Raw genomic sequence first — 24,417 nt, forward strand, 5'->3', positions numbered from 1 at the left:
TAGAATAGTTAGAAGAGACGTTTTATATCTCTTTATCATACAATATAAAATTATTAGAGAATAATTAATAATTTTAAATTACAATTAAATATTTAAAGGAGTGATTTTTATGTTGAAAAAAGTTATAATTACAATTTCCTTTTTTCTAGGAATAACTGTCGGAACACTTTCAACTAGTGCATTGATTTATTATAATATATTTACTTCAATGAGTGAGACGACGTTAAGAATCATTGTTACAATTGGAACTACAGTATTTTTTGTATTAATGTCTTTATTATTTTCAGATAGATTTGTAGCAATGTTAAAAAGAATCGAAGATCGTCTTTCAAGAACACCAATACAAAAAATTGTTTTCACGACAATAGGATTAATTCTTGGGTTACTTTTAGCCAGTTTACTTTCATCAGGAGTTGATGTTATAGCTGGTGCAGGAATAATGGGAAGAATTATCTCAGCTGTGATTTATATTATTTTTGGATACTTAGGGTTGGTACTAGGATATAGACGTGAAGGTGAATTTTTAAATATCCTTACAGCTTTTAAATTTGGAAATAAACCTAAAGAAAAAGAACCTAAAGTTAAGACTAAGAAAGTTGTAGCTAAGGTTGTTGACACAAGTTCCTTAATTGATTCACGTATTCAAGATGTTGCTAAAACTGGATTTTTAGAAGGGAAGATTATTGTTCCTGAGTTTGTATTAAAAGAATTACAATTAATTTCAGATTCAGAGGATCCATTAAAACGTGCCAAAGGTCGATTAGGGTTAGATTGTGTTGAACATCTCCAAAAAATGAAAGAGATTGATCTCGAGATAGATAATAAATACAATTATAACGAGCATAAAGGTGTAGATAATCTACTAATTGACTATGCTTTAAAATATAAATGTGCTATTATAACAACTGATTATAACCTTAATAAACTTGCTACTTTACAATCGATTAAGGTTCTAAATGTTAATGATTTAAGTAATGCTGTAAAACCTATGTTAACTACAGGTGAAAAATTAGAAGTTCAGGTTCTAAGAGAAGGTAAGGAAAATAATCAAGGTGTAGCATATACTGAAGATGGTACAATGATTGTTGTTGAAAATGGTAAACGTGCCGTAGGAAAAACTGTCGAAGTTGAGGTGCAAAGTGTACTACAAACATCTTCAGGAAGAATAATATTCACAAGAATTGTTTAATTAATTTGCTTTTTTTGAAAAAATGTGTTAATATAAATTGTATTGTATTAATGAATGATTATTTTAGGAGGAGAGTATGCACACTTTTTTAATGACAATAGCAATAGTAAGTAGTATTCTGTTAATTGTAGTAGTTTTATTACAAGAAAGTAAATCTGGAGGTTTATCTGGATTAACTGGTGGAGCAGAAGAACTATTTGGAAAACAAAAAGTAAGAGGTGCTGAATTAGTTTTACAAAGAATTACAATAGTACTAGGACTAATATTTTTTATAACACTAGTGTGTCTTACTTGGTTAAAATTATAGACTAAACAATGATAAACCTAAAATGTAATTTCATTTTAGGTTTATTTTTATAGAAATAATTATATGTTGTATAATCTAATAAAGGAGGATTATATGTTAGAAAAAATTGAAAAAATATTCAATGAAGATAAAGTTTTAAGTATTGAAGATTTAAAAGAAAAATTAAATATTGATTCAGCAAAAGAATTTGTTGAGTTAGTTAAGAATGTTGGAAAGTTAGAAAGAAAATTAGTTATAACTCAATTACCTAATGAGAAATTTCTTTATGTCAAAGAAGCTTTAGAAGTAGAAGGGGTAATTAGATTACATCAAAAAGGATTTGCATTTGTTTATTCGGCTGATTTAGGAATAGAAGTATATATACCTAAAGGATTTACACAAAGTGCTATGACTGGTGATGTTGTTCTTGTTAAAGTAGATAGTGTATATAAAAACGATCGTAATTTAGAAGGTATTGTTCAAAAAGTACTAGAAAGAAATACTAAGTATACGGTTGGAACATTAACTAATGCAAAATTTTTCTCTTTTGTAAAAAGTGATGATAAAAATATTGTAAAATATATAAAAATAACAAATGCCAAAAATTTTAATTTTGTAGATGGAACTAAGGTGTTAGTTGAAATTACTGATTATTCTAAGGTTAGCTTTGAAGATCATAAAGGGATAATAATCAAGTCAATAGGTCATAAAGATGATCCAGGAGTTGATATTCTTTCAGTAATATATAAACATAATGTCCCGAATGAATTTCCAAAGGAAGTAGTTGAACAAACTGAAAAAATCAGTGAGGAGATTAAAATTGAGGATAAGTACAGAGATTGTACAGACGAAATGGTTGTCACAATAGATGGAGATGATGCGAAGGATTTAGATGATGCTGTCTCTGTTGTGAAAACTAAAAAAGGGTATAGATTAAAAGTATTTATTGCTGATGTCAGTAGGTATGTTACTGAGGATAGCCCATTAGATAAAGAAGCAGCTAATAGAGGGTGCAGTGTGTATTTAGCGGATAGGGTTGTACCTATGTTACCAAGAAAATTATCTAATAATATTTGCTCTTTAAATCCACATATATTAAGATATACAATATGTTGTGATATTGATTTTAATTTTAAAGGACATCCTGAAAGTTATGATATTTATCCAGCGGTTATCAAATCAAAAGGACGACTAACTTATAAAAAAGTTAATGAAGTCTATGCAGAAAATAAAGAAGTTATAGATGAATATAAAGAGTATGTCCCTATGTTAAAAACTGCATTAGAATTATCTAGAAAAATTCGAATGAATAGGGAAACAAGAGGAGCTATTGATTTTGATAAACCAGAATCTAAAGTTGTAGTTGATGAGAATGGTGAGGTAGTGGATATCGTTCTAAGAGAAAGAGGTATATCAGAACGCTTAATAGAAGATTTTATGCTAAGTGCAAATGAAGTAATAGGAGAACACTTCTTTTGGATGCAAGTGCCGTTTATTTACCGTATTCATGAAGAACCAAAAATGGAAAAAATTAGACAATTTTTCGATATTGCAGCTAGTTTAGGATACAGAACAAAAGGGAAAATAGAAGAAATTGAACCTTATATACTTGCGAATATGCTTAGAAAATTTAAAGGTGAAGTAGTAGAACCTATGCTTTCTACAATTTTATTAAGAACTATGAATCAGGCAAGATATTCTACAAATAATATAGGGCACTTTGCATTAGCGACGAAATATTATACTCACTTTACATCGCCTATAAGACGTTATCCAGACTTATTGGTACACAGAATGATAAGAACTTATCTGTTTAATGGAGATGTATCTGATGAAACGATTGATAACTTTCTAACTAGACTTCCAGAATTAGCAGAAAGTTCTTCAGAATATGAAAAACGAGCGGTTGATTGTGAACGTGAAGTTGATAGAATGAAGAAATGTGAGTATATGTTAAAATATCAAGAACAAACATTCAGAGGTATTATATCTAGTGTTACTAATTTTGGAGTATTTATTACGTTAGAAAGAAGTAATATTGAAGGACTAGTCCATATTAAGGCTATGAATGATGATTATTATACTTATGATCAAAAGAACATGGTTTTAATTGGAAGAAGAAAGAAAAAAATATATCGCCTAGGTGATGAGGTTATCGTTAAAGTAGCGAATGTTGATTTAGAGAATCAGGAAATAGATTTCAAAATATTAAAACATAAATCATTAATTAGTGGTAAATAGAGGAAGATATTATGAACAAAGAAATTAAAGTAATAGCTCAAAATAAAAAAGCAAATCATGATTATTTTATTGAGGAAACATACGAGGCAGGATTAGTTCTAACTGGTACGGAAATAAAATCGATACGTCGTGGAAGGATTAATCTAAAGGATTCTTATTGTCAAACTAGACGTGGAGAAATGTTTGTATATAATATGCATATATCTCATTTTGAAGAGGGGAATAGATTTAATCATGAACCATTAAGAGTAAGAAAATTGTTATTAAAGAAAAAACAAATTGCTTCATTGACTAATGTACAAAATGAAATTGGTATGAGTATAGTTCCTTTAAAACTATATATAAAAAATGGCTACGCAAAGCTGTTAATTGGAGTTGCTAAGGGTAAAAAGAACTATGATAAACGTCATGTGTTGAAGCAAAAAGAAGCAAATAAAGAGATAAGTAGGGTTTTAAAAGATAAACAAAAATATTAAAAAACTATGTATTATTTTATAGTAAGTATAATCAAACATATCGTAATAAGGTTTATTACGATATATTTTTTTTATACCTAAAGAATAAAATAGTATAAAATAATTATTTTGACCTTAATTTTTTATTGAAAAGTGTAAATAGAAAATGGAACTGTTATAAAAAACGTTTGTAATTTATTTCAAAAAAATACATACAATTATCTTTGGTATTAGTGGATTTCTTAAGAATGTTGTAAAAATAACTAAAAAAACGCTTTACATTTAAATGAAAGCGTGCTACAATGTTTAATGTAAACAAGAAAATCATTGATTAATTACCATCAAATATCAAGCGGTTATTATATCTAATCAATAAAGAATGAAACAGTTTTAAATCTGTTATATATCTGATTTTCGAAAAAGAAAAAAATAGTCTTTAAAATAAACAGTTTAGAATTTTTATGATATTTGATTTTTGGTTAACATATTATTTGGTAGTTAAAAACAATAGATTTTCTCAAACCAAACAAAATATATTTATACAAAGGAGAAGTGTATTTATGGAAAAATTCACTCAATTATTACAGCCGGTGGCTGATAATTTATATGTTTCTGCACTTGTTGCATTAATCCCGATTGTGTTTTACTTAGTAGCACTAGCTGGATTCAAAGTTAAAGGGTGGTTAACAGGACTTTTAACTTTATTAGTAGCAATTGTAATTGCATGTCTATTCTTTAAAATGCCATTCCAATTTGCGGCATTCTCAACATTACATGGTATGGTATACGGAGTTATGCCTATCGGTTGGATTATCTTAACATCAGTGTTCTTATATAAAATGACAGTAAAAACTGGTCACTTTGACATTATCAGAGACAGTATTACTTCATTAACTGATGACCGTCGTATTCAAGCATTAATCATTGCATTCTCATTCGGAGCGTTCTTGGAAGGAGCTGCAGGATTTGGTGCACCAGTAGCAATCACAGCTTCATTATTAGTAGGTTTAGGATTTAAACCACTTTATGCTGCAGGTGTTTGTATGATCGCTAATACTGCACCAGTTGCATTCGGAGCGGTTGGAGCACCGGTAACAGCTATGGACGGATTAGCAACATACGCAAATGGTTCACCAATCGCAGCTGCTGAAATCGCAGCAATGATTGGGCGTCAATTACCACTAGTGTCTATCTTCATTCCATTCTACTTAGTATTAATTATGGCTGGATTTAAGAAAACATTAGAAGTTTGGCCAGCATTATTAGTATCTGGTGGATCATTCGCAATCGCACAATTTGTAAGTTCTAACTACATGGGAGAACAGTTACCTGACATTCTTTCATCATTAGTATCATTAGTTTCAATCGTTATTTTACTTCAATTCTGGAAACCTAAAACAACTTGGAGATTTGCTGATGAAAAAGAAGTTGATGGTAAAGAGGATGTTAAAGCAAAACACAGCTTAAACGAAGTTTTAGTAGCTTGGTCACCATTCGTAGTATTAACAGTGATTATCTTCTTATGGACTATGAAATCTTCTAAAGCATTCTTCAAAACAATTGCTTTAAACCCTAAAGTACCATTTATTCACAACAATATTATCAGTTCAGTATCTGGCAAAGAAATAGCTGCAGTATTCAAGTTAGATTTAGTAGGATCAATTGGTACAGCAATCTTAGTAGCAGCATTAATTTCTAAATTTATCATTAAAATTAGTTGGAAAGATGCAGCTGTAACATTCGTTCAAACATTTAATGAAGTTAAAATTGCATTGCTAACTATCTGTTTTGTAGTAGGATTTGCTTACATCATGAATGCATCAGGTATGTCAAATACTTTAGGATACGCATTAGCGGCAACTGGAGGAGCATTTAAATTCTTATCTCCAGCACTTGGATGGATTGGAGTATTCATCACTGGTTCTGATACATCAGCTAACTTACTATTCGCTAAATTACAACAAGTTACAGCTAGCCAGGTAGGAATGGATCCATTATTAGCAGTGGCAGCTAACGCATCTGGAGGAGTTGTAGGTAAAATGATTTCTCCACAATCTATCGCGGTAGCAGCTGCAGCGGTTGGATTAGTAGGAAGAGAGTCAGATTTACTTAAATTTACAGTTAAACACAGTTTCATCCTATTAATCGTTGTGTGTGCTATCATCGCACTTCAATCAACAGGAGTACTTGGATGGATGATTCCAGTACACCCATAATAAAAGAAATTTTAGAGGGAGATCGAGTTATACTCGGTCTTCTTTTTCATTGTATATAGAGTTGTAGAAAAAAATTCTAAAATAAATCACTTTCATTAGTATATTTGTTTACAATGGAGGAAAATAGTGGTATTATTGATAAGTTAGATTATAAAAATTATATTTAATGATTTATTATGTTTTATAAAGTAAGAACAAGGAGAAAAAAATGTCAGTACAATTAAGAGATGATGTTAGAAATATTGCGATTATCGCTCACGTTGACCACGGTAAAACAACGTTGGTTGACGAATTATTAAAACAATCAGGGATTTTCCGCTCTAATGAGCACGTTGAAGAAAGAGCGATGGACTCTAACGATTTAGAAAGAGAACGTGGTATTACTATCTTAGCGAAAAATACAGCTATTGATTATAAAGGTAAGAGAATTAACATTCTAGACACACCGGGACACGCAGACTTCGGTGGAGAAGTAGAGCGTATTATGAAAATGGTAGATGGTGTTCTTTTAGTAGTTGATGCTTATGAAGGAACAATGCCTCAAACACGTTTCGTTCTTAAAAAAGCTTTAGAACAAAACTTAAAACCAATCGTTGTAGTAAACAAAATTGATAAACCTTCAGCTCGCCCAGAAGAAGTTGTGGATGAAGTAATTGATTTATTTATTGAATTAGGTGCAAACGATGAGCAACTTGAATTCCCTGTTGTTTATGCATCAGCTATTAACGGAACAGCTTCTTTAGAAAGTGATCCTAATGCTCAAGAAGAAAACATGCAATGTTTATATGAAACAGTAATCGATTATGTTCCAGCACCAAAAGATAATAGTGACGAACCTCTACAATTCCAAGTAGCATTATTAGACTACAATGACTATGTTGGTCGTATTGGTATCGGACGTGTATTCCGTGGAAGTATGAAAGTAGGGGAATCAGTATCTCTTATGAAGCTTGACGGAACAGTTAAAAATTTCCGTGTAACTAAAATTTTCGGTTACTTTGGATTAAAACGTGAAGAAATTCAAGAAGCACATGCAGGTGATATCGTTGCAGTAAGTGGTATGGATGATATCAACGTTGGGGAAACAGTTTGTCCAACTGATCACCAAGAAGCATTACCAGTGCTTCACATTGATGAACCAACACTACAAATGACTTTCTTAGTTAATAACTCACCATTTGCTGGTAAGGAAGGTAAATTTGTTACAGCTCGTAAATTAGAAGATAGATTAATGCAACAATTAGAAACTGACGTTTCATTACGTGTTGAACCAAATACAAGTGATTCTTGGGTAGTTAGTGGACGTGGAGAACTTCACTTATCAATTTTAATTGAAAATTTACGTCGTGAAGGTTACGAACTTCAAGTTTCTAAACCAGAAGTAATTATCCGTAACATCGATGGTGTTGATTGTGAACCAGTTGAGCGTGTTCAAGTTGACGTACCAGACGAAAGTGTTGGAGCAGTTATTGAGTCATTAGGACAACGTAAAGGTGATATGGTAGACATGCAAGCTGATGGCAATGGACAAACTCGTCTTATCTTCAATGTACCAGCTCGTGGACTTATCGGATACTCTACAGAATTCATGTCTATGACTAAAGGATATGGTATTATTAACCACACATTTGATTCTTACCAACCAATGCAAAAAGGACGTGTTGGTGGACGTCGTAATGGTGTATTAGTAGCATTAGAAAATGGTCAAGCTACAGCGTACTCTATCTCAAGTTTAGAAGATCGTGGTACAGTATTTATTGAACCAGGTACTGATGTATATGGTGGTATGATTGTTGGAGAAAACAGCCGTGAAAATGACTTAACAGTTAACATCACAAAAGCTAAAGCTCAAACAAACGTACGTTCTTCAACTAAGGACCAAACTGTAACACTTAAAAAAGCTCGTATCATGACTTTAGAAGAAAGTCTTGAGTACTTAAGTGATGATGAATACTTAGAGGTAACTCCAGAGTCAATTCGTCTACGTAAAAAAGAATTAGATAAAGCGGCTCGCGAAAAAGCAGCTCGTAAAGCTAAATATTCAGAAGAATAAAATTAAAGAAACTTTCGAAGTAGGAAACTATTTCGAAAGTTTTTTTATGAAGAAAAATTATTGTATATTTATAGAAAAATTGTATTAATATATAGAGAGATAAATAAATTATTTTAATAGAATCTTTATAGTTAGAAATATAATAATTTTTCTTTATTTAATTTTGATGTAGATTAACTTTATATATAATGATATAATATGTATTAGAAATAATTCTATAAAAATATTATAAAAACTAAGGGGGACATAATTATGTCAAAAAAATATGATGTTGTTATTAAATCTACAGGAATGGGTAGTGGAGAACAAGAATTAAGTGATAACCTAATGAAAGGGTTTATCCATACTCTTGCTCAAAAAGAACACTTACCAGAGCATATTATATTTTATGGAGAAGGAGTAAAATATACTGCAAAAGGTTCTGAAGCGTTAGAAGATTTAAAAGAACTAGAATTAAGAGGAGTAAAAATACTTTCTTGTGGAATTTGTGTAGACTATTATGACTTAACTGATTACTTAAAAGTAGGTGGACTAACAACTATGTCAGAAGTAATAGATATTTTGTCAAATAGCGAACTAGTTGTTGAACCATAGTATTGTTTTAAGGGAGCGACTCAAAAATCGTGATTTCGTAGAAACAAGATTTTGTGGAGTCGCTTTCACACAGTTTATTAGATTTCAAAAAAGCTTTAATAAAGATATTTTTTAAATCAATAAACCACTGCGTCTATAAGTTTTCATATAAACTTTGTTAAATTTTAGGACTTTAGGGTGATGGAGGTATTAAGTATGGATGAAAATATGTTTAAACCTTTTACTACATCATTAATAGGTAGTTTGCCGAGATCAAAGGAACTGTTGATGTTGAAAGAAAGTAGTATGAAAAGTGAAAAATATAGTAATGTGTATTTAGAAAAATATATTGAAGAAACAAATAAAGTAATTTCTTTTCAGAAAGATTGTGGAATAGAGGTTATTGTTAGCGGCGAATTAAATCGAGATAACTATATGAGTTACATAGGTGAAATAGTTGATGGTGTAAAATTATTAACTCTTGAAGAGTTAAAAGAATTAACAGGGAATAATGAAAATTTTCGTAAAAGTTTAGAAGAAATGGATGCTTCAGATAATAGTATGAATAGTCCAATTTGTTTTGAAAAAATAAATACCGGAGTTAGGTTAAATAAATTAGAAATAGAAGTACTAAAGAATAGTTCAATAGAACATTTCAAATGTACATTACCAAGTCCATATTTATTAACTAGATCAATGTGGTTAAAAGAAATTACAGGAAATTCGTATGAGAGTAGAAATGAACTAGGAGAAGATGTAGTAAAACTTTTACGTCATGAAATTAGAGAATTAGTAAAAGAAGGAGTAAAGATTATCCAGATAGATGAACCGATATTATCAGAAGTCGTCTTTACTAGTTCTAAATCAGATAATTCTTTCTACTGAGGTGCTTTATCGGAAAAAGTCAAGGTTGACAAAGAGTTAAAGTTTGCAAAAAATTTATTAATTGAGGTTTTAAATGAAATAAATTCTCATGAAGGTGTAATGAGTATTATGCATGTATGTAGAGGGAATTGGACAAAAGATGAAAGTGTATTACTTGAAGGAGCATATGATAAACTTGGGAAATTTTTTGATTCTCTTAAAGTAGATATGTTGGCATTAGAATTTTCAACACCTCGAGCAGGAGAAGTGGAAAAATTGTTTTATAATAATTTTCTAGATACAAAGATTATTTTAGGTTTTGGATGTATAAATCCAAGAAGTGACAGAGTTGAAACTGTTGAGGAAATAGTGAAAAATGTAGAAAAAGTTCTCGAATTTTTACCACCTGAAAATGTATGGCTAAATCCTGACTGTGGATTTGCAACATTTTCGAAGAGACCTCTAAATCCTTATCCAATAATTCAGAAAAAACTAGAGAATATGGTAAAAGCTTCAAAAATATTAAGAGAAAAATACTGTAAATAAAAAAAATTAGCCTATGAATTATAAAATTCTTAGGCTAGTTTTTATGAGTTATTGATTTTTAATTTCTAAATTACCGTCTTTTAAAGAGATATTATCTCCTTCTTTAACTTTTTCGTATTGTTCTTTTGTAACGGTAACGTGTTTTGTTTCACCATCTTTAGTTTTAATTTCAAGCATATAAACTGGAACTTTGGAATCTTTTACATTATCGACTAACTCTTTTTGCTTATCACTTGCTTGAACATGATTGTGTGATGTAGCAGAACTGAATAATGTATACCATAGAAGTGCATTCGTTATATTACTTCCTGAAAAGAAACCGCTACTTCTGTAGTTATTATTTATGTAGTCAGTATACTGTTTTTTATAACCTTGATTATTGTAACTATTATAATCCTTATTATATGAACCACCTGAATTTTTCGTGAAGTTCTTAGTAGTGCTTGAAGTTGGTTTGCTACTAGAAGTTGAACTAGTAGGTTTAGAACTTGGTTTACTACTAGATGGTTTAGAAGAACTAGGTTTAGAACTAGATCTTGAAGCGCTTGGTCTAGCTGATGATCCTTTTGCCTCTATAAGATTAATGCTTGATGCACTTATTGTAGAAAATATTAATGTAGATGTAAGAAATAAACTTGTTATTTTTTTTAAAGTATTCTTTTTCATAGTATTATCCTTTCAAGAGAATTAATTATTTTCAGTACTGCGTTTTGCTACGACAGTCCCTTCGATATTTTCTTGAGAATTTGTTTCGCTTTTTACAGTATTTTCAATATTAGTTTTGTCATCTACTTTATTATCATCGGTAGAGTTGTTGTTGAAGTAATAATATAAACCAAACCCTACAATTGTTATAGTTAATAAAGTAAGAAATATTTTTAAAAATCTAGCCATATTAGAAACCTCCTAATACGTATCCTTTCATATCTAATGCACGTTTTAATCTATCATATTCTGATGCAGGTACTTCAATTTCTTCTCCATTTACTTGAGAAATAGTCGCATACTCATCATTTAATCCTTTCCAAATATCAACGATATTGTTTAAGTTGATTAATCCACGATTCCCGTCAATTAAAGTAATTTCAAACCAATTCATAAAATTACCTCCTTATATTTATTCTGACTAAATTATAACATAATTTAAAAGAAAAAAATAGTATAGCAGTTAGTGGACGCTATTTTAGTTGAATTTTTTGGTTAAGATAAAATGATGCTTATAAGTAAAATTAATGTATATTTTAAAAAAATTTGATATAATTATAGTTAGAATAATGCATAGTGAGGACAGAACGATGAAAATATCTGTGATAGGTTCAGGAAGTTGGGGAACAGCTTTATCTCAAGCTGTTGTTGATAATGGGCATGAACTATTATTGTATTCAAGAAGTGAGAAATCGCGTGATGAAATTAATATCCATCACACAAATAGTAGATATTTAAAAAATGCTATTTTACCTAAGGAAGTTGTTGCTACTAGTAATTTAAAAGAAGCAGTAGAATTTGCAGAGGTAATTGTAATAGCAGTACCTACTAAAGTAATGAGAGAAGTATCAAGGGAAATTAATAAATACTTAGATCGACCAAAATATATAATCCATGTATCCAAAGGATTGGAGATGGATACTAACAAGAGGATGTCAGAGGTTATATCTGATGAAATTGATAAAGATAAACTTAAAGGTGTTGGAGTTCTTAGTGGCCCATCTCATGCAGAAGAGTTAATTTTAAGAAATCCTACTGTAGTAGCAATAGCTTCTGAAAATGATGAACTAAATAAGATAGCACAGGAGATTTTCCACAATAAATATTTTAGAATTTATGTCAACAAGGATATTGTAGGAGTAGAAGTTGGTGGAGCACTTAAAAATATTATTGCTCTTGGATGTGGGATTATTGATGGAATGGCATACGGTGATAATGCTAAAGCAGCGTTACTTACACGTGGATTAATAGAAATAACTAGATTAGGTAAAAAATTAGGTGCCGATAAAATGACTTTCTTAGGGCTTGGAGGAATAGGTGATTTAGTAGTAACATGTACATCTAAGCACTCAAGAAACTATAACTGCGGTTATTTAATTGGTCAGGGTTATACATTAGATCAAGCAATAGAAAAGTTAGACATGGTGGCAGAGGGTGTTAGAACAACGAAAGTATGTTATTTCTTATCTAAGAAGTTTGATGTATATATGCCAATCACTGAAAATATATATAAAGTTCTATATGAAGGACTTAGTATAAAAGACTGTGTTAACAACCTTATGAATAAAATGGCTGCAGAAGAATTAAATAAATTTGAATAAAGAAGTTTACATATTAATAGAAAGATAAAATAATTTGAAAATTACTAAGTAAAATATAGAAAAAATGCTAAAAAATGCTAAATTTATATAATAAAACCTTGATTATTAGCGATTTATGTGGTAATATTTAATAAGTGAAACGGGAGAACCGTTACTCAATAATGGAGGTAAAGAATTAATGAATAAATCAGAATTAATTTCAAAAGTTGCTGAGAAATCAGGACTACAAAAAAAACAAGCAACTGCTGCTATCGAAGCATTCGTAGAAACAGTTGAAGAAACTTTAGCTAAAGGTGAAAAAATCCAAATTATCGGATTTGGTAACTTTGAAGTTAGAGAAAGAGCTGCTCGTAAAGGACGTAACCCTCAAACTAACGAAGTTATCGAAATCGCTGCAAGCAAAGTTCCTGCTTTCAAAGCTGGTAAAGCTCTTAAAGACGCAGTTAAATAATAACAATTTAATTCAAAAAGAGGAGTTACTACTTAGTAGCTCTTTTTTTTATAAAAATGGAGGATAGTTTTGAAAAATAAAGAACAATCACAAGAACTTATAAAAACATTATTAGAAAATATTGGGGAAGATACATCAAGACCAGGATTACTAGATACACCAAAAAGATGTGTGAAAATGTATGAAGAGTTATTATCAAAAACGAATGTAGATCCAAAAGAAGAAATTAATACATTTTTTGAATCAGATAATGATGAACCTATATTAGTAAAAGACATTCAGTTTTATTCATTATGTGAACATCATATGTTACCATTTTATGGTGTGTGTCACATCGCATATGTTCCAAATAATAAAAAAATAACAGGTCTTAGTAAATTAGCTCGTCTTGTAGAAAGTGCTAGTCGTAGACTGCAAATTCAAGAAGATATGACATTGATGCTTGTAAATGCAATAGAAGAACAACTACAACCAAAAGGTGTGTATGTAATTATTGAAGCTGAACATATGTGTATGGCTATGCGAGGAATCAAGAAAATTGGATCAAAAACAGTGACTAGTAAAAAAACTGGTATTTTCTTAGAAGATACGGAATTAGTTAAAGATATTCAATATAAAATTAAGTTATAAGAATAACTGATAATATAAGGAGTAGATTATGAAAGAGAGTAGTTATATTATTATTAGAGCTGAAGTCGATAATGTAAAAGTTATTACGAAAAAGACAAATAATGAAGAAGCTTTAGAAATATTAAATAAGGGAGAAGTTATTATTTTAAACATTTTTGATAATATCGTAAACTTTAAAGTACAAGGAAGAGCGAGAATTGTATCAAATTTAGATCAGGTAATTTCAGAATAAATCATAAACCTACACAGTCCAAAAGGAGCTTGTGTAGGTTTTTTTGTAAAAATATAGTGAAACTATTGTTTGGAATAAAAAAAGTTCGCAGAAATTTTCCTGCGAACTTCTTTATTTTTACTAAAATAGTAATTTATCTGCTCCACCAAGTTTGTAGTCAAGAGCAGCCATAGCAAGTACGTTAATAAAGTGCCATGGACGGTCAAATTCTGGTTGGAAGAATATATCAGCAAGTGCTAATTGTTCTAATGTCCAGTCTGATGCGATAGCTATTGATAAAGCTGCGATAGCACTAGAAACGTCGTGTTTAGACATGAATTGAGCTCCTAGAACTCTGTGAGTATCTTCATCATAGTAAATTTTCATGTGAACTAGATTGTTTTCTTTTCTCATGAAGTCAGGATAGATTCTTTCTTCTACATATTTAGAAGCTACTTTACCGTCATATAGACCTACACCGTTTTGAGATAGTCCAGTACTTACAAATTTGTAATCAAAGAATGATAATGCAGAAGTACCGTTTACTGCAGGCATTTTAGTTTTAGTACCCATAGCGTTTAATGCAGCTACAACACCTTGACGACGAGCTAATGTAGCAAGAGCTATTGGTAATTCTCCACGAGTTGGAGCGTATGGAAGTAAAGTAGAGTCTCCTCCAGCGTATACATCTTTAGCAGATGTTTCTAAGTATTCGTTAGTAACAACAAAACCACGTTCTGTCATTTCTAATTCTCCATTTAACCATGAAGCATCTGGACGAACACCAACAGAAACGATTACTGTATCTGCTTCGTATTCACCTTGATCAGTTACTACAGAAGTAACTTTTCCATTTTCACCTTTGAATGAAAGAACTTTTTCTCCACCACGAACTTTAAGGTTGTGTTTAGCACCTTCTTCTGTAAGGATGTCAGTTAGTTCTTGGTCTAAGTATGTGTTTAAGATTCTTGGTGCAAAGTCAACGATTGTTACATCGATACCGTGTTTTGCATAAGATTCTGCAACTTCAAGACCGATGTATCCACCACCTACAACAACAGCTTTTTTACTGTTTTTCATGCAATCGTATACTGCTTGAGTGTCTTCTGGTCCACGGAAAGTGTGGATATTTTCTAATTCAATTCCCTCGAATGGAGGTTTAATTGCAGCTCCACCAGGACTTAATAATAATTTATCGTAACTTTGTTTTTCTTCACCAGCTGGTGTTTTAACAACAACATATTTCTCTTTTGAGTTTAATCCTACAACGTCGCTGTTACAGTGGATGTTAATACCTTGAGAACGGTAAGATTCCTCTGTAGCAAAGTGTAGTTCAGATAACGCTTTAGATGTCCCATCTAAATAAGATTGGCTACCTCAACCCATAAATGAAGCCCCTGCGCCTCTTTCGTACAAGTGAATTTCAGCATTAGGCTCGTTTTTTAAAATAGTTTGAACAGCTTCGTAACCGAAGTGAGATGTTCCAACAACTACATATTTCATATATTTTCCTCCTAAATTAATATTAAAATTTTCCCGTATAATTTCTATTGTATTATTATACAAATAGTATTATAACACATAACACCAAAATATAAAAATAATATACTTTGAAAGAATGATGAGAATGCTTTTGTTATCGTTTTACTTGTATGAAAAATATGTTTTAAATTATAAGCAATTTTGTTAAATATTTATTTTAAAATTAAGTTGAATATTATTATATATTACCTATTGGAATTTATGATTTGACTTTTTTTGACTTTTGTTTTATTATATATTTCAGAAGGTATATAGAATAAAAATTTTAAAAGAGGTTATTAATATGATTAAACCATTATTTGATAATGTATTATTAAAAAAAGTAGAAGAAGAAAAAGCAACGACTAGCGGAATAGTATTAGCTTCAAAAGAAGAGACTTCAAATATTGCAGTAGTTGTTGCTTTAGGAGAAAGTTGTTTATTATCAAAAGATAATGATGGAGAACTTACGGCAGGAAGTAAAGTAGTATTTTCAGATAACTATAAAAAGGTAAATTTTAAAAACGAAGAGTACTTCTTAGTTAATGAAGAAGAAGTTTTAGCTGTTATTGAAGATTAAGTTCGTATTTTAAAAAGAAGATATTTTAGTATTATAGGAGGAATCATGGTAAAGGAATTAAAATTTTCAGAAGATGCACGTCAATCGATGAAAGTTGGTGTGGATAAATTAGCAAATGCTGTAAAAATAACATTAGGACCAAAAGGGAGAAATGTTGTACTAGATAGAAAATTTGGTTCGCCATTAATAACTAACGATGGTGTATCAATTGCTAAAGAAATTGAACTGGAAGACCCATATGAGAATATGGGAGCAAAGTTAGTAGCTGAAGTTGCAAATAAAACAAATGAAATTGCAGGAGATGGTACAACTACTGCGACAATACTTGCTCAAGCAATGATAACTGAAGGTTTAAAAAATGTTACAAGCGGAGCTAATCCAATTGGAATTAGAAAAGGTATGGAAAGAGCTGTAAAAGTAGCTGTAGAACGACTTCGTGAGATTAGTGTAACTGTGGATTCTAAAGATAAAATTGCACAAGTAGGAGCTATTTCAGCAGCTGATGAAGAAATAGGAAAATTCATCTCAGAAGCTATGGATAAAGTAGGGAATGATGGTGTTATTACTATCGAAGAATCTCAAGGTCTTGAGACAACGCTAGAAGTAGTAGAAGGGATGCAATTTGACAGAGGCTATTTATCTCCTTATATGGTAAGTGATACTGAGAAAATGATTGCTGACTTAGATAATCCTTATGTCCTTGTAACAGATAAGAAAATTAGTGCGGTTCAAGAAATTTTACCAGTACTTGAAGAAGTAGTTGCTGCCACTAAACCACTATTAATTATTGCAGATGATATTGAGCAAGAAGCTGTTGCTACACTTGTTGTAAACAAACTTCGTGGTACATTTAATGTTGTAGCTGTAAAAGCTCCAGGATTTGGTGAAAGAAGAAAAGCAATTTTAGAAGATATTGCTATTTTAACAGGTGGAACATTAATTACTGACGATTTAGGTCTTGAGCTAAAAGATGCTAATATTACAATGCTAGGTAAAGCAGCTAAGGTTAATGTTACTAAAGACAATACTGTTATTGTTGGTGGTAAAGGTGATAAAGAAAAAATTGAAAGTAGAACTCAACAAATAAAAGCACTATATGCAGAATCAAGTTCTGAATTTGATCGTGAGAAATTACAAGAAAGACTAGCGAAACTTTCAGGTGGTGTTGCAGTAATTAAAGTTGGTGCAGCAACAGAAACTGAATTAAAAGAAAGAAAACTTCGTATAGAAGATGCTTTAAATTCAACACGTGCCGCGGTAGAAGAAGGTATAGTTCCTGGTGGTGGAACAGCACTTGTTCAAGTAATATCTGAGGTTGAAAAACTAGAAGCAACTGGTGATGAACAAACAGGTATTAACATAATTAAAAAAGCTCTTGAAGCTCCAGTTCGTCAAATTGCTGAAAATGCTGGATTAGAGAGTAGTGTTATCGTGGCTAAATTGAAAGAAGTTGAAGTTGGATATGGGTTTAATGCAGCTACTGAAGAATGGGTAGATATGATCAAAGCTGGTATCGTAGACCCGACAAAAGTTACTCGTTCTGCCTTGCAAAATGCAGCGAGTGTATCAAGTTTATTCTTATCAACAGAAGCAGTAGTAGCTGATGTTTCAAAGGATGAACCTATGCAACCTCAAATGCCAATGATGTAGTAAATTATTAGTAAGACAAATAATTTGAATATTTTTTTATGATATTATAAAATAAAAACATAAGTAATAAAGGAGACGGAAACAATGAGAGAAATTACAGATAAAGAATTTTTTGAACTATCAAAAACTGATAGTGTAAAAGTATTTGACTTTTGGGCACCATGGTGTGGTCCTTGTAAAATGTTAGCACCAGTATTAGAAGAGGTTTCTAATGAATTAACTAACATTGAATTTTATAAAGTTAATGTTGATGAAAATCAAGAAGCAGCTGGTGAATATGGAATTATGTCAATTCCTACACTATTAATTATGAAAAATGGTGAAGTATTAGAAGAAAAAACTGGATACCAACCAAAAGAAGCATTATTAGAATTATTATCAAAATACTAATAAAAAAAGAGGCTACAGGATTAATTTTCTGTGGCCTTTATTACCTTAAATATTATAAAACAGGAATAACTCGATTGCGAATTATTCCTGATTTTTTTAATATTAATAATTTTTTAAATATTGATCAATTTCCCAATCGGTAACTTGAGTTCTAAATGAATCCCATTCGATTGATTTTGCTTCTATAAAGTTATAGAAAATGTGTTCACCAAGAGCTTCTTTCATAATAGAAGATGAAGATAACTCTTTTAGGGCTGTGTATAATGTTGATGGTAATTCATCGATTCCATTAGCAATTCTTTCTTCAGGAGTCATAACATAGATATTACTTCTAACTTCTTCAGCCGGAATAAGTTTATTTTCAATACCATCTAAGCCAGCTGCTAAAATAGTAGACATAGCTAAGTATGGATTTGCTGCTGGATCTACCGATCTAACTTCAACACGAGTTGATTTACCACGAGCTGCTGGGATACGTACTAGAGGAGAACGGTTAGATGTTGACCATGCAACATAACAAGGTGCTTCGTATCCTGGTACTAGACGTTTGTATGAATTTACAGTAGGGTTACAAACAGCTGTGAAACTGCGAGCATGTTTAAGAATTCCTGCGATAAAGTGTGAAGCAACTTCACTTAAACCATTTTCACTAGTTTTATCGTAAAAGCTGTTTTCACCTTTACTAAATAATGAAACGTTACAGTGCATACCAGATCCGTTAATACCAAAGATAGGTTTTGGCATGAATGTAGCATGTAGTCCATGTTTTCTAGCGATAGTTTTAACGATTAATTTGAAAGTTTGAATATTATCACAAGCTGAAATTACATCGTCATACTTAAAGTCGATTTCATGTTGACCAGGTGCAACTTCATGGTGACTTGCTTCGATATCAAAACCAAGGCGTTCTAATTCAAGTACAATGTCACGACGAACATTTTCTCCTAAATCAACTGGAGCAAGGTCGAAATATCCACCATTATCATTTAATTCTAAACTTGGTTCACCATTCTCTTTAAGTCTGAATAAGAAGAATTCTGGTTCTGGTCCAAGATTTAAAGTATCAAAACCAAGTTTTTTCATTCTTTCAAGAGTTCGTTTTAAATTACCGCGAGGATCTCCAGCAAATGGTTTGCCATCAACTGTGTACACATCACAGATAAAACGAGCAACTTTTCCATATTCACTATCCCATGAAAATACTAAGAATGTATTTAAGTCAGGGTATAAATACATATCACTTTCTTCGATACGAACGAAACCTTCAATTGATGAACCGTCAAACATCATTTTGTTATCTAATACTTTTTCAATTTGACTAACTGGTACTTCTACGTTTTTTATAGTTCCAGTAATATCAGTAAATTGTAATCGAATGTATTTAACATTTTCTTCTTCAATTCTTTTAATAATTTCTTCTCTAGTAATAGTTTTAGCCATGTCTTCTCCTTAAAACTCTGTAAAAAATTTGTTAAAAAATCTAACATTAAAATTTATTTTTTTTATTGTTATAAAATCTTGATAAGTCACCTCGTCCAATAGAGCGTTCCCTAGGTAATCCGTTTGGACCAGCAAATATATCGTTGTGAATAATTTGTCTGATTTGTGTAGTTTTAGCAGATACGTCTTTCTCATTTATTATTTCATCTATTGCTTTTAAACTAAAACCTTTTGTAAGTAGATCTTTTATAGTTAATAGTTTATCAATATCATTAAATGAAAAAAGCCTAGTGTTTCCTTCAGTACGTTTAGGAGTGAATAGTTTTTTTTCTTCATAATATCTTATCTGTCTAGCTGTAAGTTGCGTAATCTTAGTTACTACACTTATAGAAAAAACAGGAAGATTTTTTTGTAATTCTTTAAACCCCATAAAAGCACCTCTCAGATTAGATTTTGTGAAATAAATATTTTATATCTATTAGTATAATAACAAAATAAAATTGAAAAATAAAGTATATGTTAAAAAATCTAACATTTAAATTTTATGTTAACAGAAGAAGCATTATTATAGAGTTTTTTTAAATATATATATAAAGTGTGTTTAAAATTTTTAGAAATCGTGATAAAATAAAGCTATATAAAAAAGAAAGGATGATAGTATGGCGATATTTTTATCTGTTATAGTTTTTATTATCTCGTTTGTTCTACTTTTAGGTTCGTACATAATGCTAGTGGCAAAAAGAAAAATAAAAAAAAGACGTATGGATAAGGTATTGAAGTTGGTGGCGGCATACAGCTTAGTTAGTGCTTTAGTATTTTGCTATCAATATTTATACTTATAAGATAATATAAATTACAATTAAATATTAAGTTTGGATGTGAAAATTTTGAAAAAAGATTCCTTGTTTAAAGGGACTGCTATACTTAGCATAAGTTTAATCTTGACGAAAGTTTTGGGAGCTGTATATCTAATTCCGTTTTATCAGATTATTGGTGGAGAAGAGCAGATGGCCTTGTTCAATTATGGATATAGTTATTATGCTACTATACTGGAGGTTTCTGCAGCAGGGGTTCCTTTAGCAATTGCAAAATTAGTTGCGAAATATAATGCTTTAGGTGCTTATAGTATAAGTAGAAAAATCTATAGATTAGGTTCTTGGATTCTTGTTGTAATGGGAATAATTGGTTTTTGTATTTTATTTTTCGGTTCTGGATTTATTTCGGAACAGATATTAATTAGTAACCAACAAAAATTTACACCTCAAGAAGGAGCGTTGGTGCTTAAAAGTTTGAGTTTTGGAATACCACTTGTATTGATTTCTGCAGGTATTCGTGGACTTTTCCAAGGTCATGAGATTATGTTACCATCAGCATTAAGTCAATTTGTAGAACAAGTAGCTCGTATTGCTTTCATGTTAGGAGCAACATACTTTATCATGAGAGTTTTAGGTTATGGAGTCGTTGAAGGGAATGTTAGTGCAACTTTTGCTGCAGCAGTAGGAGCTGTGTTTTCTTTAATTACGCTATCCTTTTTTTATACTAAATATAGAAGAAGTTTAGATTTTAATACTCCAAAAGATAGTAATTCTATAGAAATTACTACTGGAGAGTTAGTAAAAGAATTTCTATCAGTTTCAATTCCGTTTATATTTATTGTTGGATTATTTCCGATTTTAAATATAATAGATCAACACAATTTTATTCATGGTATGACAAAAATAGGAAAAGCTGATATTGTTGATGGAAGGTTCTCTGCTTTACAACTTGTTAATAAAGTAGTAATGATAGCTGTAGCTATCGCACCAGCATTTTCAAGTACATTTTTACCTTCTATTACGCGATTATTTGCCCAAGGTGATAAAGTAAGTGTAAGTACGCAGATTAATAAAGTCATATTGGCTCTTATGATGATGGTCTTACCAGCTTTGGTTGGTATGTTTGTTCTTGCTGATCCGCTATATTCTACATTTTATAGTCGAAGTCTTATAAATGCAGATTTACTTAGATTTTATTTACCACTTGCGATTTTATATTCTTTTTATAGTTTAACAAGTGTTATAATGCAAGCAATAAATAAACAAATGATAAATCTTATAACTATAGTAATTGGATTGGCGGTCAAATACATGACGATTACTCCATTTGTCGTTAATTATGAGACAAACGGTGTAATTTTATCTTCAGTAACAACTTATGTAGTTATGATTATAATTAACTTAGTAATAATAAATAGTGTTGTTAAACTTAAAGTTTTAGAATTTTTATCAAAATTAATTATTCTTTTAAGTAGTTGTTTCATTATGTTTATCGCAGTCGCTGCGGTTTATGATTCGATTGTCTCTAATTTTGTTATTGAGTCAAAAATCTCTAGTATGATATTAATTATAATATGTGCTGTTATAGGCGCTGTAGTCTACTTCTTTAGTATTACTAGAATGAAATTTGATAAGTATTTGTTTGGAAGAACAATAACCTTATCATCATTAAGAAATATGAGGAGAAGAGGATAGTGAGACTAGATAAATTTATAAGTACAACGACGACGCTAAGTAGAGCAGAAGCAAAAAAAATAATAAAAAAGGGAGTATTGATTAATAATATTCTTGTAAAATCTCCTGATTATAAGGTCGATGAATTAAGTGATCAGGTTATAGTGAATGGTGAAAGGTTAGTTTATCAAAAATATATTTATATAATGATGAATAAACCTAAAAATGTTGTATCAGCTACAGAAGATGCGGTTGAAAAAACAGTAGTTGATATTTTAGAAGAAAAAGATCGCATACATAAAGTTTTTCCTGTTGGTAGACTAGACAAGGATACTGAAGGATTAATGTTACTGACGAATGACGGTGAGCTTGCTCATAAATTAATTTCCCCAAAAAAAGATGTAGAAAAAAAATACTATGTTGAAGTATCTGGAAAATTAAAAGATGAGTATATCGAACTTGTCGAAAATGGAATTATTATAGACGGAGGATATAAGTGTAAAAGTGCTCGCTTAGAAATACTCGAATCAAATGAAGAAAAAAGTAGAGCAAGTATATTTATAACTGAAGGAAAGTTTCATCAAGTAAAAAGAATGATGAAAGCTCTAGGAACTACAGTAACATACTTAAAGAGATTGTCTATAGGATCATTAAAATTAGATGAAAATCTAAAATTAGGTGAATATAGATATTTAACAGAAAAGGAACTAAAAAATTTAAATAAATAATGGAGGGATATATTATGAATATCAATTTTAAACAAGAGGTTCAAAATCATAAGGAGGATCTATTAAAAGATTTATTCGATTTATTAAGTGTTCGTTCAATTTTAGGAACTGATGTAACTGAGGAAACACCTTTTGGTAGCGGTCCAAGAGAAGCATTAGATTTAATTCTATCATTTGGAGAACGTGATGGTTATAAAACTAAATTAGTAGAAAACAAAGCTGGTCACATTGAAGTTGGTGAAGGTGAAGAGTTATTCGGTATCCTTGGTCACGTCGATGTAGTGCCAGTAGTTGAAGCTGATTGGATTAGCCACCCGTTTAAACCAGAAGTTAGAGATGGGAAAATCTATGCACGTGGATCGTTAGATGATAAAGGACCTACAATGGCTGCTTACTATGCTGTAAAACTTTTAGATAAATTAGGTGTAAAATGGAATAAACGTGTTCGTTTAATTATCGGTAGTGATGAAGAAACAGGATTTAGATGTGTTGAATCATACTTTAAACATGAAGAACAACCTGCTTTAGGATTTACACCAGATGCTATGTTCCCATTAGTTTATGCTGAGAAAGCTCGTGTTACTTTCGATCATAAATTAATCTTTATAGATGAAGAAGGAACTTATGAATACAAACTTGTTAAATTTAATGGTGGACAAGTTCTTAATATGGTTATTGCAAGTGCAGAAGCTGAATTAGAAGGCGATGCTAGCGATATTAAAGAAAAATTTGAAAAATTCTTAGCAAATGAAAAACTAGAAGGAAAAGTTGAAGTTGGTAATACAATTAAACTTGTTCTAAAAGGTAAAGCTGCTCATGGATCAACACCACAATTTGGTATTAATGGTGCTACAAAATTAGCAGAATTTTTAAGCACATTAGGATTAGATGTTAATGGTAAAAACTTCGTTAACTATATAGTAGAAAAATTAGCAAATGATCCATTCGGTGAAAAATTAGGGATAAATTATTCTGATGATGAAATGGGTGCATCAACATACAACTATGGTATTTTAAAATATGATTTATCAGAAAAAGTTGGGGTAGTATCAACTGACTGCCGTCATCCTAAGAAATTTAATCTAGTTGAAAAACTGGAAACAATAAAAGTTGATAATGTAAATATTGAAGTAACTAGTACAAAAGAAGCGCACTACGTACCAAAAGATGATGAGTTAGTAACTACTCTAATGGATGTATATAGAAAGTATACAGGAGATATTGAAAATGATGCATTTGTACTTGGTGGTGGAACATATGCTAGATGTCTGAAAAAAGGTGTAGCATTTGGACTTCTTTTCCCAGGTAAACAAGATACAATGCACCAAGCTAATGAATTCTTAGAAATTGAAGATTTATTATTAGCAACTGCGATTTATGCAGAAGGAATTTACAAACTTTGCTGCGAATAAAAATTATATAAAAATATTTATTTGATATAATAATTTTAGAGCACAAGGTAACATAAAAAGTCAATCTCAAAGATGTTCTTATATATTTTTAATATTAAAATTAGAATATCTTTGAGATTTTTAATTTTAATTAAAAATAGCATCTTGAAAAAAATGATTAAAGAATGTAAAATATATAGTGCATTA

The 24,417-nt window shown here is 30.6% G+C and carries 24 protein-coding genes; 18 read left to right on the top strand and 6 right to left on the bottom strand.

What is annotated here, in order from left to right:
• Positions 1-109: 109 nt before the first annotated feature.
• The 8 genes from ACWOA3_RS05360 to ACWOA3_RS05395 all read left to right on the top strand — a co-directional run bounded on the left by ACWOA3_RS05360 (position 110) and on the right by ACWOA3_RS05395 (position 10,423).
• A complete protein-coding gene (locus ACWOA3_RS05360; protein WP_442566192.1) occupies positions 110-1,189 on the top strand; it encodes a PIN/TRAM domain-containing protein in 1,080 nt (359 codons plus the stop codon).
• Positions 1,190-1,265: 76 nt separating this feature from the next.
• A complete protein-coding gene (gene secG, locus ACWOA3_RS05365; RefSeq protein ID WP_003146900.1) occupies positions 1,266-1,496 on the top strand; it encodes a preprotein translocase subunit SecG in 231 nt (76 codons plus the stop codon).
• Positions 1,497-1,589: 93 nt separating this feature from the next.
• A complete protein-coding gene (rnr, locus tag ACWOA3_RS05370; protein WP_456884536.1) occupies positions 1,590-3,716 on the top strand; it encodes a ribonuclease R in 2,127 nt (708 codons plus the stop codon).
• A gap of 11 nt (positions 3,717-3,727) precedes the next feature.
• Positions 3,728-4,192: an SsrA-binding protein SmpB gene (gene smpB, locus ACWOA3_RS05375; protein WP_003146898.1), complete on the top strand. Its 465-nt coding sequence runs from the start codon at positions 3,728-3,730 to the stop codon at positions 4,190-4,192.
• A 539-nt stretch (positions 4,193-4,731) separates the two neighbouring features.
• Positions 4,732-6,387 carry an L-lactate permease gene (locus tag ACWOA3_RS05380; RefSeq protein ID WP_456884538.1) on the top strand — a complete coding sequence of 552 codons (1,656 nt, stop codon included), beginning with the start codon at positions 4,732-4,734 and terminating at the stop codon, positions 6,385-6,387.
• A 208-nt stretch (positions 6,388-6,595) separates the two neighbouring features.
• On the top strand, positions 6,596-8,440 hold the full coding sequence (typA, locus tag ACWOA3_RS05385) for a translational GTPase TypA (protein ID WP_003146896.1): 1,845 nt from the start codon (positions 6,596-6,598) through the stop codon (positions 8,438-8,440).
• 252 nt (positions 8,441-8,692) lie between these two features.
• Entirely contained in the window at positions 8,693-9,034 is a 342-nt protein-coding gene (gene yedF / locus ACWOA3_RS05390; RefSeq protein ID WP_003146895.1) for a sulfurtransferase-like selenium metabolism protein YedF, read from the top strand.
• 195 nt (positions 9,035-9,229) lie between these two features.
• The gene (locus ACWOA3_RS05395) at positions 9,230-10,423 is read left to right on the top strand and encodes a cobalamin-independent methionine synthase II family protein (RefSeq protein ID WP_456884540.1); all 1,194 of its coding nucleotides are present in this window, start codon (positions 9,230-9,232) and stop codon (positions 10,421-10,423) included.
• A 48-nt stretch (positions 10,424-10,471) separates the two neighbouring features.
• Here ACWOA3_RS05395 and ACWOA3_RS05400 read toward each other — a convergent pair whose 3' ends face one another.
• From ACWOA3_RS05400 to ACWOA3_RS05410, 3 genes are read right to left on the bottom strand one after another with little or no spacing between them, the layout of a single operon-like run.
• On the bottom strand, positions 10,472-11,089 hold the full coding sequence (locus tag ACWOA3_RS05400) for a hypothetical protein (protein WP_456884542.1): 618 nt from the start codon (positions 11,087-11,089) through the stop codon (positions 10,472-10,474).
• Between the two features lie 21 nt (positions 11,090-11,110).
• Positions 11,111-11,317: a hypothetical protein gene (locus ACWOA3_RS05405; RefSeq protein WP_003146890.1), complete on the bottom strand. Its 207-nt coding sequence runs from the start codon at positions 11,315-11,317 to the stop codon at positions 11,111-11,113.
• 1 nt (position 11,318) lies between these two features.
• A complete protein-coding gene (locus tag ACWOA3_RS05410; protein ID WP_003144653.1) occupies positions 11,319-11,522 on the bottom strand; it encodes a hypothetical protein in 204 nt (67 codons plus the stop codon).
• 196 nt (positions 11,523-11,718) lie between these two features.
• On the opposite strand from ACWOA3_RS05410, the gene ACWOA3_RS05415 reads away from it, so the two are divergent.
• The 4 genes from ACWOA3_RS05415 to mtrB all read left to right on the top strand — a co-directional run bounded on the left by ACWOA3_RS05415 (position 11,719) and on the right by mtrB (position 14,042).
• Entirely contained in the window at positions 11,719-12,729 is a 1,011-nt protein-coding gene (locus ACWOA3_RS05415; protein ID WP_456884544.1) for an NAD(P)H-dependent glycerol-3-phosphate dehydrogenase, read from the top strand.
• A 178-nt stretch (positions 12,730-12,907) separates the two neighbouring features.
• Positions 12,908-13,180: an HU family DNA-binding protein gene (locus tag ACWOA3_RS05420; RefSeq protein ID WP_003144688.1), complete on the top strand. Its 273-nt coding sequence runs from the start codon at positions 12,908-12,910 to the stop codon at positions 13,178-13,180.
• A gap of 69 nt (positions 13,181-13,249) precedes the next feature.
• Positions 13,250-13,810 (top strand): GTP cyclohydrolase I FolE, encoded by a 561-nt coding sequence (folE, locus tag ACWOA3_RS05425; RefSeq protein WP_003146888.1) that lies wholly within the window; start codon positions 13,250-13,252, stop codon positions 13,808-13,810.
• A 28-nt stretch (positions 13,811-13,838) separates the two neighbouring features.
• Complete coding sequence (gene mtrB / locus ACWOA3_RS05430; protein ID WP_003146887.1) at positions 13,839-14,042, top strand: trp RNA-binding attenuation protein MtrB; 204 nt, start codon at positions 13,839-13,841, stop codon at positions 14,040-14,042.
• A 120-nt stretch (positions 14,043-14,162) separates the two neighbouring features.
• Here the strand turns inward: mtrB and ACWOA3_RS05435 are convergent, their stop codons facing one another.
• On the bottom strand, positions 14,163-15,524 hold the full coding sequence (locus tag ACWOA3_RS05435) for an NAD(P)/FAD-dependent oxidoreductase (RefSeq protein ID WP_456884547.1): 1,362 nt from the start codon (positions 15,522-15,524) through the stop codon (positions 14,163-14,165).
• A gap of 322 nt (positions 15,525-15,846) precedes the next feature.
• Between ACWOA3_RS05435 and ACWOA3_RS05440 the strand changes: the two genes are divergently transcribed.
• The 3 genes from ACWOA3_RS05440 (at position 15,847) to trxA (ending at position 18,162) form a co-directional block, all read left to right on the top strand.
• A complete protein-coding gene (locus ACWOA3_RS05440; protein WP_442566560.1) occupies positions 15,847-16,122 on the top strand; it encodes a co-chaperone GroES in 276 nt (91 codons plus the stop codon).
• 45 nt (positions 16,123-16,167) lie between these two features.
• Positions 16,168-17,772, top strand: a complete 1,605-nt coding sequence (gene groL, locus ACWOA3_RS05445) for a chaperonin GroEL (protein ID WP_003146883.1) — start codon at positions 16,168-16,170, stop codon at positions 17,770-17,772.
• Positions 17,773-17,856: 84 nt separating this feature from the next.
• The gene (gene trxA, locus ACWOA3_RS05450; RefSeq protein WP_442566561.1) at positions 17,857-18,162 is read left to right on the top strand and encodes a thioredoxin; all 306 of its coding nucleotides are present in this window, start codon (positions 17,857-17,859) and stop codon (positions 18,160-18,162) included.
• Between the two features lie 102 nt (positions 18,163-18,264).
• Here trxA and glnA read toward each other — a convergent pair whose 3' ends face one another.
• Positions 18,265-19,602, bottom strand: a complete 1,338-nt coding sequence (glnA, locus tag ACWOA3_RS05455) for a type I glutamate--ammonia ligase (protein ID WP_003146881.1) — start codon at positions 19,600-19,602, stop codon at positions 18,265-18,267.
• 46 nt (positions 19,603-19,648) lie between these two features.
• Positions 19,649-20,032, bottom strand: coding sequence for a MerR family transcriptional regulator (locus ACWOA3_RS05460; RefSeq protein ID WP_271965182.1), 384 nt, complete (start codon positions 20,030-20,032; stop codon positions 19,649-19,651).
• Positions 20,033-20,480: 448 nt separating this feature from the next.
• Here ACWOA3_RS05460 and ACWOA3_RS05465 point away from each other — a divergent pair, with 448 nt between their 5' ends.
• Genes ACWOA3_RS05465 through pepV form a run of 3 tightly spaced genes read left to right on the top strand, consistent with a single transcriptional unit; the run spans position 20,481 to position 24,231 of the window.
• Complete coding sequence (locus tag ACWOA3_RS05465; protein ID WP_231291944.1) at positions 20,481-22,112, top strand: putative polysaccharide biosynthesis protein; 1,632 nt, start codon at positions 20,481-20,483, stop codon at positions 22,110-22,112.
• Entirely contained in the window at positions 22,112-22,819 is a 708-nt protein-coding gene (locus ACWOA3_RS05470; protein WP_003146877.1) for a pseudouridine synthase, read from the top strand. Before ACWOA3_RS05465 ends, ACWOA3_RS05470 begins: the two co-directional genes overlap by 1 nt.
• A 14-nt stretch (positions 22,820-22,833) precedes the next feature.
• Positions 22,834-24,231 (top strand): dipeptidase PepV, encoded by a 1,398-nt coding sequence (gene pepV, locus ACWOA3_RS05475; protein ID WP_003146876.1) that lies wholly within the window; start codon positions 22,834-22,836, stop codon positions 24,229-24,231.
• Positions 24,232-24,417 lie beyond the last annotated feature (186 nt).

Source organism: Gemella taiwanensis, from assembly GCF_054054385.1.

What these genes read in the sequence shown, in the direction of transcription:
- pepV (WP_003146876.1), top strand. Translation starts at nt 22,834, where the DNA reads ATGAATATCAATTTTAAACAAGAGGTTCAAAATCATAAGGAGGATCTA.
- ACWOA3_RS05410 (WP_003144653.1), bottom strand. Translation starts at nt 11,522, where the DNA reads ATGAATTGGTTTGAAATTACTTTAATTGACGGGAATCGTGGATTAATC.
- ACWOA3_RS05440 (WP_442566560.1), top strand. Translation starts at nt 15,847, where the DNA reads ATGATTAAACCATTATTTGATAATGTATTATTAAAAAAAGTAGAAGAA.
- ACWOA3_RS05415 (WP_456884544.1), top strand. Translation starts at nt 11,719, where the DNA reads ATGAAAATATCTGTGATAGGTTCAGGAAGTTGGGGAACAGCTTTATCT.
- smpB (WP_003146898.1), top strand. Translation starts at nt 3,728, where the DNA reads ATGAACAAAGAAATTAAAGTAATAGCTCAAAATAAAAAAGCAAATCAT.
- groL (WP_003146883.1), top strand. Translation starts at nt 16,168, where the DNA reads ATGGTAAAGGAATTAAAATTTTCAGAAGATGCACGTCAATCGATGAAA.
- ACWOA3_RS05360 (WP_442566192.1), top strand. Translation starts at nt 110, where the DNA reads ATGTTGAAAAAAGTTATAATTACAATTTCCTTTTTTCTAGGAATAACT.
- ACWOA3_RS05460 (WP_271965182.1), bottom strand. Translation starts at nt 20,032, where the DNA reads ATGGGGTTTAAAGAATTACAAAAAAATCTTCCTGTTTTTTCTATAAGT.
- glnA (WP_003146881.1), bottom strand. Translation starts at nt 19,602, where the DNA reads ATGGCTAAAACTATTACTAGAGAAGAAATTATTAAAAGAATTGAAGAA.
- typA (WP_003146896.1), top strand. Translation starts at nt 6,596, where the DNA reads ATGTCAGTACAATTAAGAGATGATGTTAGAAATATTGCGATTATCGCT.
- ACWOA3_RS05400 (WP_456884542.1), bottom strand. Translation starts at nt 11,089, where the DNA reads ATGAAAAAGAATACTTTAAAAAAAATAACAAGTTTATTTCTTACATCT.
- rnr (WP_456884536.1), top strand. Translation starts at nt 1,590, where the DNA reads ATGTTAGAAAAAATTGAAAAAATATTCAATGAAGATAAAGTTTTAAGT.
- trxA (WP_442566561.1), top strand. Translation starts at nt 17,857, where the DNA reads ATGAGAGAAATTACAGATAAAGAATTTTTTGAACTATCAAAAACTGAT.
- ACWOA3_RS05380 (WP_456884538.1), top strand. Translation starts at nt 4,732, where the DNA reads ATGGAAAAATTCACTCAATTATTACAGCCGGTGGCTGATAATTTATAT.
- mtrB (WP_003146887.1), top strand. Translation starts at nt 13,839, where the DNA reads ATGAAAGAGAGTAGTTATATTATTATTAGAGCTGAAGTCGATAATGTA.
- ACWOA3_RS05405 (WP_003146890.1), bottom strand. Translation starts at nt 11,317, where the DNA reads ATGGCTAGATTTTTAAAAATATTTCTTACTTTATTAACTATAACAATT.
- ACWOA3_RS05420 (WP_003144688.1), top strand. Translation starts at nt 12,908, where the DNA reads ATGAATAAATCAGAATTAATTTCAAAAGTTGCTGAGAAATCAGGACTA.
- yedF (WP_003146895.1), top strand. Translation starts at nt 8,693, where the DNA reads ATGTCAAAAAAATATGATGTTGTTATTAAATCTACAGGAATGGGTAGT.
- secG (WP_003146900.1), top strand. Translation starts at nt 1,266, where the DNA reads ATGCACACTTTTTTAATGACAATAGCAATAGTAAGTAGTATTCTGTTA.